The sequence below is a fragment of the Salinisphaera sp. PC39 genome (genome assembly GCF_040361335.1).
GTDB lineage: Bacteria > Pseudomonadota > Gammaproteobacteria > Nevskiales > Salinisphaeraceae > APNM01.
Genome location: NZ_APNM01000001.1, coordinates 445,257 through 461,041, shown reverse-complemented (window position 1 = coordinate 461,041; position 15,785 = coordinate 445,257). Strand labels below are relative to the sequence as shown.

At 68.0% G+C, this 15,785-nt stretch carries 14 protein-coding genes; 6 read left to right on the top strand and 8 right to left on the bottom strand.

The genetic code is table 11. The annotated features are described in order from the left end of the window. Positions 1-56: 56 nt before the first annotated feature. Both PC39_RS02170 and PC39_RS02165 read right to left on the bottom strand, forming a co-directional pair. Positions 57-1,370 carry a thiolase family protein gene (locus tag PC39_RS02170; RefSeq protein WP_353251718.1) on the bottom strand — a complete coding sequence of 438 codons (1,314 nt, stop codon included), beginning with the start codon at positions 1,368-1,370 and terminating at the stop codon, positions 57-59. Then, a complete protein-coding gene (locus PC39_RS02165; protein WP_353251717.1) occupies positions 1,367-2,257 on the bottom strand; it encodes a MaoC/PaaZ C-terminal domain-containing protein in 891 nt (296 codons plus the stop codon). Before PC39_RS02165 ends, PC39_RS02170 begins: the two co-directional genes overlap by 4 nt. A gap of 204 nt (positions 2,258-2,461) precedes the next feature. Here PC39_RS02165 and PC39_RS02160 point away from each other — a divergent pair, with 204 nt between their 5' ends. The 5 genes from PC39_RS02160 to PC39_RS02140 all read left to right on the top strand — a co-directional run bounded on the left by PC39_RS02160 (position 2,462) and on the right by PC39_RS02140 (position 6,453). Beyond that, positions 2,462-3,688 carry a type II secretion system F family protein gene (locus PC39_RS02160; RefSeq protein ID WP_353251716.1) on the top strand — a complete coding sequence of 409 codons (1,227 nt, stop codon included), beginning with the start codon at positions 2,462-2,464 and terminating at the stop codon, positions 3,686-3,688. A gap of 85 nt (positions 3,689-3,773) precedes the next feature. After that, entirely contained in the window at positions 3,774-4,640 is an 867-nt protein-coding gene (locus PC39_RS02155) for a prepilin peptidase (protein WP_353251715.1), read from the top strand. A gap of 2 nt (positions 4,641-4,642) precedes the next feature. Then, entirely contained in the window at positions 4,643-5,284 is a 642-nt protein-coding gene (coaE, locus tag PC39_RS02150) for a dephospho-CoA kinase (protein ID WP_353251714.1), read from the top strand. Positions 5,285-5,454: 170 nt separating this feature from the next. Next, positions 5,455-6,228, top strand: a complete 774-nt coding sequence (gene zapD / locus PC39_RS02145) for a cell division protein ZapD (protein ID WP_353251713.1) — start codon at positions 5,455-5,457, stop codon at positions 6,226-6,228. A gap of 18 nt (positions 6,229-6,246) precedes the next feature. Beyond that, entirely contained in the window at positions 6,247-6,453 is a 207-nt protein-coding gene (locus PC39_RS02140; protein ID WP_353251712.1) for a DNA gyrase inhibitor YacG, read from the top strand. A gap of 57 nt (positions 6,454-6,510) precedes the next feature. Here the strand turns inward: PC39_RS02140 and PC39_RS02135 are convergent, their stop codons facing one another. From PC39_RS02135 to PC39_RS02120, 4 genes are all read right to left on the bottom strand, one after another. Next, positions 6,511-7,488 (bottom strand): Nudix family hydrolase, encoded by a 978-nt coding sequence (locus PC39_RS02135; RefSeq protein WP_353251711.1) that lies wholly within the window; start codon positions 7,486-7,488, stop codon positions 6,511-6,513. 74 nt (positions 7,489-7,562) lie between these two features. Next, complete coding sequence (gene argJ, locus PC39_RS02130; RefSeq protein WP_353251710.1) at positions 7,563-8,774, bottom strand: bifunctional glutamate N-acetyltransferase/amino-acid acetyltransferase ArgJ; 1,212 nt, start codon at positions 8,772-8,774, stop codon at positions 7,563-7,565. Positions 8,775-8,881: 107 nt separating this feature from the next. After that, positions 8,882-11,731, bottom strand: a complete 2,850-nt coding sequence (secA, locus tag PC39_RS02125) for a preprotein translocase subunit SecA (protein WP_353251709.1) — start codon at positions 11,729-11,731, stop codon at positions 8,882-8,884. Between the two features lie 222 nt (positions 11,732-11,953). Further along, on the bottom strand, positions 11,954-12,892 hold the full coding sequence (locus tag PC39_RS02120; RefSeq protein WP_353251708.1) for a M23 family metallopeptidase: 939 nt from the start codon (positions 12,890-12,892) through the stop codon (positions 11,954-11,956). Between the two features lie 41 nt (positions 12,893-12,933). Here PC39_RS02120 and PC39_RS02115 point away from each other — a divergent pair, with 41 nt between their 5' ends. Beyond that, positions 12,934-13,374, top strand: coding sequence for a DciA family protein (locus PC39_RS02115; protein WP_353251707.1), 441 nt, complete (start codon positions 12,934-12,936; stop codon positions 13,372-13,374). An 81-nt stretch (positions 13,375-13,455) separates the two neighbouring features. On the opposite strand, the gene lpxC is transcribed toward PC39_RS02115, so the two are convergent. Further along, positions 13,456-14,373 carry a UDP-3-O-acyl-N-acetylglucosamine deacetylase gene (lpxC, locus tag PC39_RS02110; protein WP_353251706.1) on the bottom strand — a complete coding sequence of 306 codons (918 nt, stop codon included), beginning with the start codon at positions 14,371-14,373 and terminating at the stop codon, positions 13,456-13,458. A gap of 229 nt (positions 14,374-14,602) precedes the next feature. Continuing rightward, positions 14,603-15,751: a cell division protein FtsZ gene (ftsZ, locus tag PC39_RS02105; protein ID WP_353251705.1), complete on the bottom strand. Its 1,149-nt coding sequence runs from the start codon at positions 15,749-15,751 to the stop codon at positions 14,603-14,605. Between the last annotated feature and the right edge of the window lie 34 nt (positions 15,752-15,785).

The following is a 15,785-nucleotide window of genomic DNA, read 5'->3' as shown; positions in this document are numbered from 1 at the left end:
CTAATGGCCAAATCGGCCGTCCATCGATGACTCAGACCGTGGCGAGATATATGGCGTCAGGTGGTTGCCGCCCGGTTCTCAAGCAGCATCGCGGCGCCCAGACCGCCACCGGCACAGGTGGCGATCATGCCGTAGCGCTCGCCGGTCTCCTCCAGGCGGCGGACCGCGGTGGCGAGCAGGCGGCCGCCGGTGGCGGCGAAGGGATTGCCCAGGGCGAGCGAGCCGCCGTGGACGTTGAGCTTGTCCAGGGGGATGCCGCCGGGGGCACGGCCCAGGCCGTAGCCGGCCGCGTAGTCATCGCTGGCCAGGCCGGCCTGGTTGGCCAGGATCTGGGCGGCGAAGGCCTCGTGGATCTCGTAGACGCCGATGTCGTCGTGGCTCAGTCCGTGGCGCGCCAGCACGCGCGGAATGGCGATGGCCGGCCCCATCAGCATCTCGGTGCGCATATCGGTCACGCCGGTCATCTCGTAGTCGCGGACGACGGCGCGCGCCCGCAATCCCCGTTCGCGGGCGGTACCGGCGCTGGTCAACAGCAGGGCCGCGGCGCCGTCGGTCAGGCCCGAGGCATTGCCGGCGGTGATGATGCCGTCGTCCTTGTCGAAGACGGGCTTTAGCCGGGCCAGCTTGGCCTCGTCGGTGTCGCCGCGCACGGCATCATCTTGCTCGACGCGGCCGCCGGGGGCGTCGACCGGCACCACGTCGTCCCCGAACCAGTCTCGGTCCCAGGCCTCGGCGGCGCGGCGGTGGCTGCGTACCGCGTAGGCATCGGCGTCGGCGCGCCGGATGCCGAAGCGGCGGACCATGGCTTCGCAGGCCTCGCCCATGGTCTGCCCGGTGGTCAGGTCGCGGCCGCTGGGCAGCACCGGAACCATATCCGAGGGCCGCAGGCCGGCAAGGATGCGCAGCCGCTCCATGCCCGAGCGTGCCAGCGCCAGTTTTACCGCCCGCTTGCGCACGTTGCGGGAAAGGCGGATGGGCAGGTCGGAGAAGTTCTCGGTGCCCCCGCCGACCGCGATGTCCAGGCGGCCCAGCGCGATCTGGTCGCACAGGCCCGCGATGCAGGCCTCGGGCGAGACGCCGGCCATGGACACGGTCCCGGCGGGGATCGTGCTGGGGTAGCCGGCGGCCAGCATCGCCTCGCGGGTGACGTTGGTGGTCTCCACGTCCTGGACCACGCAGCCCAGGGCGACGCTTTCGACCTCGCGGGCCTCGATCCCGGCGCGCGCCAGCACGGCGCGCAGCGGGATCGCCCCCAGCTCGTGGTTCGGCAGGTCGGCATAGGCGCCGCCGGAGTTCAGGAAGGGGGTGCGTACCGCGGCGGCGATGACCGGCAGGCGACTCTCGGGGATATCGGCGTAACCGTGATTCACGCGGGCTCCTTCTCGTGCAGGTGGCCGGCCATGTGCAGGGTGCCGTCCGGCGATGCCAGACGCAGGGCGCGGCCGCCGTCCGCGTCGGCCTCGCGCGCCAGGGTCACGGCCAGCTCGGCCGAGGGCAGTGGCACCGGTTTGACGTAGCGCACGTCGAACACGGCGATGTCGACGCCGGCGTTGCGCAGGGTCTCGTAGGTACGCGACAACAGGCCGAAACCGTGCAGGATGCAGCCGTTGTAGCGGGTGCGCCGAGCGACCAGTTCCAGGGTATGCAGCGGATTGAAATCGCCCGTGAGCAACGCGAACGCACGGCCGTCGCCGGCCGCGGCCGACCAGGTGCCGACAGTCTCGAAGGTGCGTGCCGGCTCCCGCGGCGCGGCCGACCTGGGTCGTTTCGGGTTGCGGTGGGGCACGGCGGTCAGCACATCCACCGACTGCGCGCCGGGCGCGCCGTCGGTGCCGATCTCCAGATGGGTCGCGATGCGGATACGGCGGCCGTCGTCGACGATCTCGCCCAGCCGGCCGGTCACGTCCAGGACCTCGTCCGTCGGCAGCGGGCGCCGGACGACCATCCGGCAACCCTGGTTGACGATGGACAGCACGTTGTAGGGCACGCGGCCGGTCAGGTCCGCGATCAGACCCAACGCCCAGTAGGAGAACAGGTGCGGCGGCAGCTCGTCCCGATAGCGGTCGGCTGGCGCGCCGGTCCACTCGGCATAGGCCTCGATCAGCGCCGGCGGCACGGGCTCGAGCCGCCGATGCAGCGGCGCGCTGTCCGGCGTCCGGCCGCCGACGGCGCGCGGCAGGGCCGAGCGCAGGCCGTTGCCGAACATCCCGACGATGTTGGGTGCCTGGTAGCGCAGGAACGACAGCGGGACGGTCACGGTCCGGCCCTCCTCAAAAAAAGACATTTGTCACCAAGCGGCGGATTATGCCCCATGCCTCGGTGGCGACTGCAAGCCCGCCGCGCTGCGCGATTCTCGCCCCGCCGCATGTGCGTTATGCTCGCCATGCGGCCCGGCGCCTACCTACAGTCCGCGGCGGGGCCGCCGATAAGGCACGTATCACAGGGGACGGTAACCGGCATCATGGCGGAATCCTTGACCGAAAAGCAGACCTTTCTCTGGGAAGGCACGGATCGCCGCGGCACCCGGGTCAAGGGAAAGACCGAGGCCCTCAACGAGAGCATGATGAAGGCCATGCTGCGCAAGCAGGGGATCAACCCCATCCGCGTGCGCAAGCAGACCACCCTGTTCGGCATCGGCGGCAAGAAAAAGAAGAAGATCAAGTCCGCGGACATCGCCATCCTCTCGCGCCAGATGGCGACCATGATGAGCGCCGGCGTACCGCTGGTGCAGTCGCTGGACATCATCGCCAACGGCTCCGAGAACCCCAGCCTCAGCGAGCTGGTCCGCAACATCCGCAACGACATCGAGGGCGGCGGCACCCTGGCCGAGGCCCTGGGCAAGCATCCGGACTACTTCGACGACCTGTTCGTGAACCTGGTCGATGCCGGCGAGAAATCCGGCGCGCTCGAGACCCTGCTCGACAAGATCGCCACCTACAAGGAAAAGACAGAGGCGATCAAGGCCAAGGTCCGCAAGGCGCTGTTCTATCCCTCGGCGGTGATCGTGGTGGCGATCATCGTCATGGGCATCCTGCTCTATTTCGTGGTGCCGCAGTTCCAATCCCTGTTCCAGGGCTTCGGCGCCGACCTGCCCGGCTTCACCCTACTGGTGATCGGTCTGTCGAAGTTCGTGCAGGCCTGGTGGTGGGCGATCCTGGGCACCATCGGCGCCGCCGCGTTCGGGTTGGCACGTCTGCACAAGCGATCGCGTAAGTTCCGCCGCCTGATCGACCGCCTCACGCTCAAGCTGCCGGTGGTCGGCGACATCCTCTACAAGGCCGCGGTGGCCCGCTTCGCGCGCACGCTGTCCACCATGTTCGCCGCCGGCGTGCCGCTGGTGGAGGCGATGGAGTCCGTGGCCAAGGCGGCCGGCAACATCGTCTTCGAGGAAGCCATCTTCCAGATGCAGGAGCAGGTCTCCACCGGCCAGCAGCTCCAACTGGCCATGTCCAACACCGGCCTGTTCCCGTCCATGGCCATCCAGATGGTGGCCATCGGCGAGGAATCCGGCGCCCTGGACTCGATGTGCGCCAAGGTGGCGGATTTCTACGAGGCCGAGGTCGACAACCAGGTGGATTCCCTGTCGAGCCTGCTGGAACCCCTGATCATGGCGGTTATCGGCGTGCTCGTGGGCGGCCTGGTGGTGGCCATGTATCTGCCGATCTTCAAGCTCGGGTCGGTCGTCTAGCATTGAGCAGACGTCCCGTCGCCGCACACGCACGGCGACGGCCGGGCCGGAACACGATCAACGAAAAGGATAAGGGAGCCGAATCGTGCTTGAGCTGCTCGCCGCCGAGCCCGCCCTGTATCTGGGCTCGATCTTCGTCCTGGGCCTGCTCGTCGGCAGCTTCCTGAACGTGGTGATCCTGCGTCTGCCCGCGATGCTGGAAGCCGAGTGGCGCACCAGCGCGGCCGAGATCCTGGGGCAGGACACCGGCGCGCCGGACGAGGCACCCGGCCTGGTGGCCTCCCGCTCGGCATGCCCGGCCTGCGGCGCCCGTATCCGGGCCTGGCACAACGTGCCCCTGATCAGCTTCCTGCTGCTGCGCGGTCGCTGCGCGGACTGCGGGGCCCGCATCGCCTGGCAGTACCCCCTGGTGGAACTGGCCGCGGCCCTGCTCGGCGTCGCGGTGGCCTGGCGTTTCGGGGTCGGCGTGCCGACGGCGCTGGCGCTGGCCTACACCTGGACCCTGCTGGCGCTCACCGGAATCGACTGGCGCACCCAGTATCTGCCGGACAACCTCACCCTGCCCCTGCTCTGGCTGGGCCTGATCGCCAGCCTGGGCGGGTATTTCGCCACGCCGGCCGACGCCATCATCGGCGCGGTGGCCGGCTACCTGCTGCTGTGGTCGGTCTATCACGGCTTCCGGCTCATCACGGGCAAGGAGGGCATGGGCTACGGCGACTTCAAGCTGCTGGCGGCCGTCGGCGCCTGGCTGGGCTGGCAGGCCCTGCCGCAGGTGATCCTGCTGGCCTCCGCGGTGGGGGCGATCGTGGGCATCGCCCTGACCTTCTCCGGCCGCATGGGCCGGGAGGTGCCGATGCCGTTCGGGCCGTTCCTGGCCGCCGCCGGGTGGCTGGCGCTGGTGGCAGGCGATACAATTGCCCGCGCCTACTTCCAGATCGCCGGCCTCAACTGACAATGAGTTCCAATCTGATAGTCGGCCTCACCGGCGGAATCGCCAGCGGCAAGTCGGTGGTGGCCAGTTCCTTCGAGCGCCTGGGCGTGGACGTGATCGACGCCGACCAGGTCGCCCGCGACATCGTCGAGCCCGGCGAGCCCGCCCTGGAGGAAATCCGGCAGCGCTTCGGCGACGACGTGATCGACGAGGACGGCCGGCTGCGGCGGCGCGAACTGCGCGAGATCATCTTCGACGACGAGCAGGCCCGTCACGACCTGGAAGCCATCATGCATCCCCGCATCCGCGAGCGCCTCGCGGAACTCAGCCGCAACGCCAAGAGCGAATACTGCATCCTGGTGGTGCCACTGCTGATCAAGAGCGGCATGCGTGACTTGGTCAACCGCATCCTGGTGGTGGACGCGCCCGAAAGCGTCCAGGTCGAGCGCCTGACCTCGCGCGACAACATCGACGAGACCCTGGCCCGCAAGATGATCGCGGCCCAGGACACCCGCAAGATGCGACTGGCGGCCGCCGACGACGTTCTCATCAACACCGGCCCCTACAAGGACATCGCCGACCTGGCGGCGGCGCTGCACGCGGGTTACTCGCGGCTGGCGCGGGGCGAGGTGGACCATCTGCCGTCGATGCACCTGCCGGGCTGAGACACCCAATTAAGGCAATTAAGGGGACGGTATACTTAATTAGGCGTTAATTAAGTATACCGTCCCCTTAATTGATTCTACCCCCAAGAGGCGCCTCCGCCATGTCCTGTTGCGATAGCGCGCCATCCGGGTAGTACAATCATTGCTTTTGGCGGGGAGTACCGCTTCGCGTGGACCAGTCGCCGCATACCTGTTACGAGCAACCGCTGAACGAACGCACCCGGACCTTCCTGCGTCTGGAGCATCTGTTCGCGCAGATGGTCCATCACGAGGCCGACGCCAGTAAATGGGGACGACGCGCCGCGGTGGCCGCCCTACTCGACATCCTGACCGTTCTCTCCCGCCACGACCTGCGCACCGAAGTCGGCAAGGAACTCGCCGAGCAGCACAACACTCTCAGCCGGCTGCAGAACCATTCGGGCGTGGACCACGAACGCCTGGACCGGATCCTGTCCGATCTGGCGGCCCTCGGCCGCGAGATCCAGAACATCCCGCCGCAGTTCGCCTCCTACACCATCCGCGACAACGAGCTGCTCAACAGCATCAACAACCGCAGCGCCATACCCGGCGGTACCTGCGGCTTCGACCTGCCCGGTTACCAGTACTGGCTGAGCCGGCCGGCGGAGCATCAGGCCGAGCAACTCGACGTCTGGGGCCGGCAGTTGAAACCCTTCCGCCAGGCCATCTCGCTGATCCTGCGGCTGGTACGCGACAGCGCCGACGCGCGCGAATACACCGCGGAAGGCGGTGTACTGGTCCACAACACCGACAGCGACGCCCAGCTCATCCGGGTGTTCGTGCCGGCGGCGGAGGCGGTCTACCCCGAGATCAGCGCCGGCCGGCACCGCTCAACGGTGCGCTTCATGGAGCAATCCGGCAGCGAGCTACGGGCGCGCCAGACCGAGCGCGACATCGTTTTCCGCATGGCCTGCTGCCACCTCTAACCCCGAACGACCGGAATCATGGCCCGAGGACAGATCCCCTGCCCCCATTGCGGCGAACCGGCCTCGGCCGGCAAGGACAACCCCTGGCGGCCCTTCTGCTGCCGCCGCTGCAAGCTGATAGACCTGGGCGAATGGCTCAGCGAGGAACACCACATCCCTGGCGAACCGGATCCGGAGAGTGGGACCGGCGAGCCCTGGGACGGACCCACCGAAAGCCGGCACTGAATTAAGGGGACGGTATACTTAATTCTATAAATTAAGTATACCGTCCCCTTAATTACCCTATCGGCCCGGCCACAGGCTCCGGATACCGGCAACGCCCTGCGCGCCCGCTTCCCAGGCGGCATCGCATTCCTCGGGCCCGACGCCGCCCAGGGCGTAGACCGGCAGGGCCAGACCCTCGCGCGCCCGCGCGAAACCTTCCCAACCCAGCGGCGCCGCATCGGGATGGCTGGGCGTGGCCGCGACCGGCGACAGGGTGGCGAAATCGGCGCCCAGACCGATGGCGCGTTCCAGGTCGGCGCGACCGTGACAGGACGCCCCGACCCAGAAGCCGGCCGGCAGGGGACGCCGCGCCAGCGAACGCAGCGCGCGTGCCGTCAGGTGCAAGCCGGCCGCGCCAACGCGTTTGACCATGACGGCGTCCCGGTCCAGCAACAACGCCGCATCATGCCCGGCGGCCAGCGACTGCAGCTCGCGCGCCAGGACCTCGTAGGCATCATCGTCCAGATCCCAGGCCCGCAGGCGCAGTAGGCGCAGGCCACCGGCCAAGGCCCGCTCCGCCGCGGCCATGAAGCCGGCCGTGTCATCGTCCGGCGCGGGGGTGATCAGGTACCGGGGAGGTAATCGCAGGGCCGCGACGACCGGGGTGTTCGCCGACAGCAAGTCGTATTCGTCGAGCCGCTCGGGCCGGCTCCAGGCGAGTTCCTGGCCCTCGCGGCCGTACGCTACGCCGCCCCAGGACTCGACCAGATGGATATCCAGAAGCACCCGGCGATCGCTGTAATCGTGGGCGAAACGGATCAGCGGCCGGGTCTCGCGCACGTGTACGCCGAGTTCCTCGTCCAGCTCCCGCGCCAACGCCTCCGCCACGGCCTCGCCGGGCTCGCGCTTGCCGCCGGGGAATTCCCACTTGCCCGCCCCCGGCTTACCGGGCCGCCGCTTGGCGATCAGCACCCGGCCGTCGGCGGCGCGCAGCACACCGACGGCGATATAGAGGAACGGTTTCTCCCGGCTCGCTTCGTCGTTGGCGATGGTCACGGTTTTCCTTGCACTACAAAATTAAGGGGACGGTATACTTAATTTCTTGGAATTAAGTATACCGTCCCCTTAATTCAGGTCCGGTACTCGGCGTTGATCTTGACGTACTCGTAGGACAGGTCCGAGGTCCAGATGCGGGCGCGGGCGGAACCGCGGCCGAGGTCGATGCGGATGGCGAACTCGGAGCGGGCCATCACGGCGGCGCCGTCGGCCTCGCGGTATTCGCCGGCCGGCTCGCCGCCGCGGACGATGGCGACGTCGTCGAGAGCGATGTCGACCCCGGCGATATCCAGGTCGTCCAGTCCGGCGCGACCGACGGCGGCCAGGATGCGACCCCAGTTGGGGTCGCCGGCGAAGGCGGCGGTCTTGACCAGCGGCGAGTGCGCCACGGTAAACCCGACCGCGCGGGCCTCGGCCTCGTCGCGGGCACCGGCGACCTCGATGGTGATGAAGCGGGTCGCGCCCTCGGCGTCGCGCACGATCGCCTGGGCCAGCTCGGTGCAAAGATCGGTCAGCGCGGCGGTGAACCGCGCCCAGCCGGCATCGTCAGGTCCCAGGGCGCGGCCCTGTCCCGTGGCCACGGCCAGGCAGGCATCGTTGGTCGAGGTGTCGCCGTCGACGGTGATGCTGTTGAACGAATCGCGTACGGCCGCCGACAGCGCTGCCTGCAGATCGGATCGCTCGATCGCGGCGTCGGTGGCGACGAAGGCCAGCATGGTCGCCATGTCCGGACGGATCATGCCGGAGCCCTTGGCGATGCCGGTGAGCGTGACCTCGCCGTCGTCCAGCCCGACCCGACGCGAGGCGGCCTTGGACACGGTGTCGGTGGTCATGATGGCGTGCGCGGCGTCCAGCCAACCGTCGTCGCGCAGATCGGCCACGGCGCGGGGCACGGCGGCGCCCAGGCGATCCATGGGTAACGGCTGCCCGATCACGCCGGTGGAGAACGGCAGGACGGCGTCGGCGGTCACGCCCAGTGCGCGTGCGACCGCCTCGCAACTCTCGCGCGCGTCTGCGAGACCGCGCGCGCCGGTGCCGGCGTTGGCATTGCCGCTGTTGACCAGCAGCGCCCGCGGCTCGGCCTCGGACCAGTGCTCGCGCGCTACGACAACCGGCGCGGCGGCGAAGGCGTTGCGGGTGAATACCGCGGCGGTGTGCGATCCCGGTGCCAGCTCGAACAGGGCGAGATCATCGCGGCCCGGCCGCTTGATCGCGGCCTCGGCGGTGCCGACTCTAATGCCGGGGATGGGCAGGAGGTCTTCAGGTGGATTCAGATTGACGGCCATGGGCTTGATTCCAGAACCCATCCCCCTCGGGGAGAAGACCCGGATGAAGGTGCCTTTGTATCGCCCCCTCACCCTGACCCTCTCCCCCTAAAGGGGGAGAGGGGACTTTAGGCTGATTTACCGCAGCAATGCTTGTACTTTTTGCCCGAGCCGCAGGGGCAGGGTTCGTTGCGGCCGACCTTGCGGTCGTCGCGCACGAAGGTCTCGGGCCTCTGGGCCGGCGCCTGGCGCTGCGGCCTTTGCGCGGCATTGCCGCCGCCCTGCGCGGGCGCCGGACGCGGTGCCTGGCCGCCGCCCAGGCCGGGTAGCGGACCGCCGGCGGCCGGCGCGACACCACCACCGCCCTGGGCGCCACCCGCGGCCGCCGCGGAGGCGGCGGCGGTGGCCTGCTCGGCGGCGCTGGCCGCCTCGGCATGCTGGTAGTTCAGCTCGCGGATGCGCTCCTGCGACTGCTGGCGTGCCTCCTCGTCGATCTCGGCACGGACCTGCCCCCGCGCGAGCACGGTGACGACCTCGTGCTTCAGCCGCGAGAGCATCTGGTTGAACATCTCGAAGGCTTCGCGCTTGTACTCGTGCTTGGGATTCTTCTGCGCATAGCCGCGCAGGTGGATGCCCTTGCGCAGATAGTCCATGGCGGCCAGGTGCTCGCGCCACAGCGAGTCCAGCACCTGGAGCATCACCGCCTTCTCGATCTTGTTCATCACCTCGTCGCCGGCGGCCTCGCGCTTGGCGTCGTAGGCGGCCTTGACGCGGTCCAGGATACGTTCGCGAAGCGCTTCCTCGTCGAGCTTGCTGTCCTCGTCCAGCCATTCCTGGATGGGCAGGTCCTCGCCGAACTCGCGCTTGATCGCCTCGGTGAGACCGGGGATATCCCACTGCTCTTCGAGGCTCTTGGGCGGCACGTATTCGTCGATCACCTCCTGGACCACATCGTTCCAGATGTTCTCGACGATGTCGGTGACCTCCTCGACCTCCATAAGCTCGTTGCGCTGCTCGTACACGACCTGACGCTGGTCATTGGCGACGTTGTCGTATTCGAGGAGCTGCTTGCGGATGTCGAAGTGGTGCGACTCCACCTTGCGCTGGGCGTTCTCGATGGCCCGCGTGACCCAGCGGTGCTCGATCGCCTCGCCCTTCTCCAGGCCCATGCCCTGGAGCATGGAACGCAGGCGCGGCGGGGTGAAGATGCGCATCAGGCTGTCTTCCAGCGCCAGGTAGAAGCGGCTGGCGCCGGGGTCGCCCTGGCGGCCGGAACGGCCGCGGAGTTGGTTGTCCACGCGCCGCGACTCGTGCCGCTCGGAACCGATCACATACAGGCCGCCGGCCTGCTTGACCTGCTCGTGGCGCTCGCGCCATTCGGTCAGGATGCGCTCGCGGCCCTCGGTATCGTCCTCGGGCAACTCGGCCAGCTCCGGCTCGGGATTGCCGCCGAGCACGATGTCGGTGCCACGGCCGGCCATGTTGGTGGCGATGGTCACGGCGCCGGGCCGGCCGGCCTGGGCGATGATCTCGGCCTCGCGCTCATGCTGCTTGGCGTTGAGCACCTCGTGCTTGACGCCTCGCTTGCGCAGCAGGTCGGACAGGTGCTCGGAGGCCTCGATCGAGGCCGTGCCCACCAGCACCGGCTGGCCGCGCTCGCGCGACTCCTGGATGTCGTCGGCGATCGCCTCGAACTTCTCCTGGATGGTCAGGTAGACCAGGTCCGGCAGGTCCTTGCGGATCATCGGCTCGTTGGTGGGGATGACCACCACCTCCAGCCCGTAGATGGACTGGAACTCGAAGGCCTCGGTGTCGGCCGTGCCGGTCATGCCCGAGAGCTTGTCGTAGAGCCGGAAGAAGTTCTGGAAGGTGATCGAGGCCAGCGTCTGGTTCTCCTGCTGGATCTTGACCCCTTCCTTAGCCTCCACCGCCTGGTGGAGGCCGTCCGACCAGCGCCGGCCGGGCATGGTGCGGCCGGTGAACTCGTCGACGATGACCACCTGGCCGTCGGTGACGATGTAGTCGACATCCTTCTGGTAGAGCGTGTGGGCGCGCAGGGCCGCGTTCACGTGATGCATCAGGATCACGTTGTTGGCGTCGTACAGGCTCTCGTCCTCGGCGAGCAGCCCGGCCTCGCGCATCAGCGTCTCGACCTTCTGGTGGCCCTCCTCGGTGAGATAGACCTGCTTGGCCTTTTCGTCCGGCGAGTAGTCGCCCGGCCCTTCCTCTTCCTCCTGCTTTTCCAGGCGGGGGATCAGCTTGTTGATGCGCTGGTAGAGCTGCGGATCATCGTCGGTCGGCCCCGAGATGATCAGCGGCGTGCGCGCCTCGTCGATCAGGATGGAGTCGACCTCGTCCACGATCGCGAAGTGGCGGCCCCGCTGCACCCGGTCCTTGGGCGAGAAGGCCATGTTGTCGCGCAGGTAATCGAAGCCGAACTCGTTGTTCGTGCCGTAGGTGATGTCGGCGGCGTAGGCGGCCCGCTTGTCCTCGGTGGGCTGGCCGGAATAGATGGTGCCGACGGTCAACCCGAGGAACCGGTAGATACGACCCATCCACTCGGCGTCGCGGCTGGCGAGGTAGTCGTTGACGGTGACGACGTGGACGCCCTCGCCCTCCAGAGCGTTCAGGTAGGCCGCCAGGGTGGCGACCAGGGTCTTGCCCTCACCGGTCTTCATCTCGGCGATCTTGCCCTGGTGCAGGACGATGCCGCCGATCATCTGGACATCGAAATGCCGCAGCCCCAGCACCCGCCGGGCCGCCTCGCGGACCACGGCGAAGGCCTCGGGCAGGAGGTCGTCGAGCTTGGCGCCGTCGCCCAGGCGCTTGCGGAATTCCTCGGTCTTCGCGCGCAGCGCGTCGTCCGGGAGCGCGCGCAGCTCGTCCTCCAGCGGACTGATCTTGGCCACATCCTTGCGTAGCCGTTTCAGGACCCGCTGGTTCCGGCTGCCGAATATCTGAGTGAAAAAGTTAGCCATCGGACCTCGGGTGTGACAGCGCGCACGGCGGAAAGTGCCCCGCGCCTCGACAACGGAAGGCAGGCATCATACCGCAGGGAACGGGCGGATTTCAGCCGACCGGCGGCCGGCACGCGTCACGTTTGGATTCGGGATTGCGCATTGCCGGCCACGGGGCCGGGCCGGCAGACATCGAACGCGAAACCGGAGGCCTGAAGAAGCCCGCAACGGCACGCGCCGCGCTCAACGCGACGCGTGTATGTACGAGGTGGGGTTCACGACCCGGCCGTTACGCAGCACCTCGAAGTGCACGTGCGGGCCGGTGGAGCGGCCGGTGGAGCCCATCTTGGCGATGAGCTGACCCTTGCTCACGCGCTCGCCCACCGATACCAGGAGCTTCTGGTTGTGGCCGTATCGCGTCACGTAACCGTTGCCGTGGTTGATCTCCACCACGTTGCCGTAGCCGGAGCGACGTTCGGCGAGGCTGACCACGCCCGAGGCCACCGCGATGACCTCCGTGCCCAGGGCGCCGGCGAAATCGATGCCGTGATGGCTGGTACGGCGGCCGGTGAACGGGTCGGTGCGTACGCCGAAACCGGAGGATACCCAGCCGCTCTTGACCGGCCGGCCCGAGGGCATGACCTCCTCGCGCAGCTCGCCGGCGACCATCAGGTCCCGCAGCACGCGCATCTGCCGCTCGCGGGCATCCAGCTCGCTGGAGAAGCGATCGAGGGCGGCGCGGAACTCGTCGACGGACGGCGGCGAGCCCGCCACCGTCTGCTCCTCGGGACCGCCGAGCGGCGGCGGGTTGTTGAAATCGAATTCCCCGGTGTCCAGTTCGGCCATCAGGGTCATGCGCTCGCCGACCGCGTTGAGCCGGGTCACGTGCGCCTGCAATTGGCCCAGACGCTGCGCCAGGGCATGGAGGTTATCGTCCATGCGCTGCCGCAGGTCCGCGATTTCCCGCCGCTGCGCCGACACCTGCTTGTCCCAGACGGCGGTGGCCTCCAGCACGCGGTCGACACCGCGGGCGTCCGGCGCCAGGGCGTAACCGGCCCAACCCGCCGCGCCCAGCAGCATCGCCGGGACCAGGACCAGAGGTGCGAGCAGCTTCAGGGAACGCGGCTGCACCCGCAGACGCAGGCTCTGTCCGCGCTCGTGGCTGATCAGTATGATGTCCATATGACTATGGCTATTTCGTGCCCCGGCCGGTCGCCTCGGTAATGAGAAAACCGCCCCGTTCCGTTAACGATTTATTACGGTCGCCCCCTCAGACACTTGCGAGTGTACTCAGGCGCGTCGCGTTTCTGCAAGAAATTGAGGCGGTTGTCCGGGACGGATTGCCCGCCGAGGCCCGCGATCAGGTGCGGGTGGCGGCCTGCGACGAGCGGGGATTGGTCCTGCATGTCGCCAACGGCGGCTGGGCCACCCGGCTGCGTTATCAGCAGAACACGATCCGCCGGGCGCTGGCCCAGCGCATGCGGCGCGACGTGCCGCGCGTGGATATCCGGGTGCGTCCCATGGCCGGACCGGCGGCGGCGCCGCGGCCTCCCCGCCGACTCTCGGACGACGCCCGCAAACAACTCGGCGCGACGGCGCGCTGCGTGGAGGACAACCCCGCTCTCGCGGCGGCGTTGCGGCGGTTGGCGGAAACGGCGGGGTGAGACCCGGAATCCCCCTCCTCCCCCTTTGGAAAGGGGGAAGAAGCTGCGTTCCCCCTTTGGGAAGGGGGACAGGGGGATCTATCAGGCCGCGGTGACCGGCCGCGCGTTGGCGTAGGCGATGGGCGCGGTCTCGACATCGTCGAAGGTGACCTCTTCCCAGGCATCCGGCTCGGCCATGAGCGCGCGCAGCAGCTTGTTGTTGAGCGCGTGCCCCGACTTGTAGCCGGAAAAGCTGCCGATCAGGCCGTGGCCCAGCAGGTAGAGATCGCCGATGGCGTCCAGGATCTTGTGGCGCACGAACTCGTTGTCGTAACGCAGGCCGTCGGCGTTGAGCACCCGATAGTCGTCCAGCACCACGGCGTTATCCATGCTGCCGCCCCGCGCCAGGTTGTGCGAGCGCAGGAACTCGATATCGCGCATGAAACCGAAGGTGCGTGCCCGCGAGACTTCCTTCACGAAGGAGGTGGTCGAGAAGTCGACGCTCGCGGTCTGGGTATCCGCGTCGAAGGCCGGGTGGTTGAAGTCGATGCCGAAGCTGACCTTGAAGCCGTCGTAGGGATCGAAACGGGCCCACTTGTCTTCATCGGCGACCTGCACCGGCTGGCGGATACGGATGAACCGCTTAGGTGCGTCCAGCTCCTGGATGCCGGCCGACTGGATCAGGAACACGAACGGGCCGGCGCTGCCGTCCATGATCGGCACCTCGTCGGCCGAAAGCTCGACCACGGCGTTGTCGATGCCCAGGCCGGCCATCGCCGACAGCAGGTGCTCCACGGTGGAGACCCGGACGTCGTCCTGCACCAGGGTCGTGGCCAGCGTGGTTTCGCCGACCTTCATCGCGTCGCCCTTCAACTCCACCGCGGGAGACAAGTCGGTGCGACGGAACACGATGCCGTGGTCCGCCGGCGCGGGCCGCAGGGTCATGTAGACCTTGTGGCCGGTATGCAGTCCCACCCCGGTGGCACGGATCGGATTCTTCAGCGTTCGTTGTCTCAGCATTCCGCACCTTCCCTCAAGTCAGCGAGCGGCGACGTGTCATGAAACCGTCACCGTTAGCGCCAATACTCTAGCCTGCCCCATTAACGCCCGCTGAACAGGGGCGTGCGTGCAGAAATTGTTGCAGTGAACAATTCATTAAGCGCAACAGTTTAGCACACAAACCTGCCCCGAATGGCGACAGCGCACGGCGGCTGTCGCCATCCCTCCGACGGGCGGCCGACACCGGCGTTCAGTCCGCCTGGTTGCGGAGGAACGCGGGCACGTCCAGGTAATCCAGGTCCACGGCCGCGTTCTCGTCGGCACGCTGCCGCGGCGCCCGGCGGATCACCGTGGGCTTGTCCAGGTCCTCGTAGCGCATCTGGCCGCTGGCGTCCGGCTGCAGCTTGCGCACGGACTCGCGCGCCAGCTCCGGCTGCCGGCCCAGGCCGGTTGCCACCACGGTGACGCAGAGCTCGTCGCCCAGGTCGTGATCGACGGCCGTGCCCACGATCACCTCGGCGTTCTCGGAGGTCATCTCCATGACCACCTCGTTGACGAGCTGGAACTCGTTGATGCTGAGGTTCTCGTCGCCGGTGACGTTGACCAGCAGGCCCTCGGCGCCGTGCAGGTTCAGGTCGTCCAGCAGCGGGCTCGACAGGGCGGCCTCCGCGGCCTCGCGGGCACGGTCGTCGCCCACGGCCGTGGCCCGGCCCATCATCGCCATGCCCTGCACCGACATCACCTTGCGCACGTCGGCGAAGTCGACGTTGATCAGGCCCGGACGGGTGATCAGGTCGGAGATGCCCTGGACCGCGTTCTGCAGCACATCGTTGGCGGCCTTGAACGCGGACTTCAGGGACGTGCCCTTGCCCAGCACCGTGAGCAGCTTCTCGTTCGGGATCACGATCAGCGAGTCCACGTATTCCTGCAACTCCTGGATGCCATTCTTGGCGACCTCCATGCGCTTGCCCCGCTCGAACGGGAACGGCTTGGTGACCACCGCCAGGGTCAGGATGTCCAGCTCGCGGGCGATCTCGGCCACCACCGGCGCCGCGCCGGTACCGGTGCCGCCGCCCATGCCGCAGGTGATGAACAGCATGTCCGCACCCTCGATGGCCTCGCGGATGCGGTCGCGGTCCTCCTCGGCGGCCTGCCGGCCGACCACGGGGTCCGCACCGGCGCCCAGGCCCCGGGTCACGTTCACGCCGAGCTGCACCAGCGTGTCCGCCTTGCAACCCTCCAAGTGCTGCGCATCGGTGTTGGCGCAGATGAAGTCCACGCCCTCGATGCCGGCGGTGACCATCTGATCGACGGTGTTACTACCGCCGCCACCGACGCCGATCACCTTGATGACCGCCTTGTCGGTCCTTTCGTCAGCGAATTCGAATACTTCGCCCATGACACACCTCCTACTTGCCGTGCTTGGTCCGGTC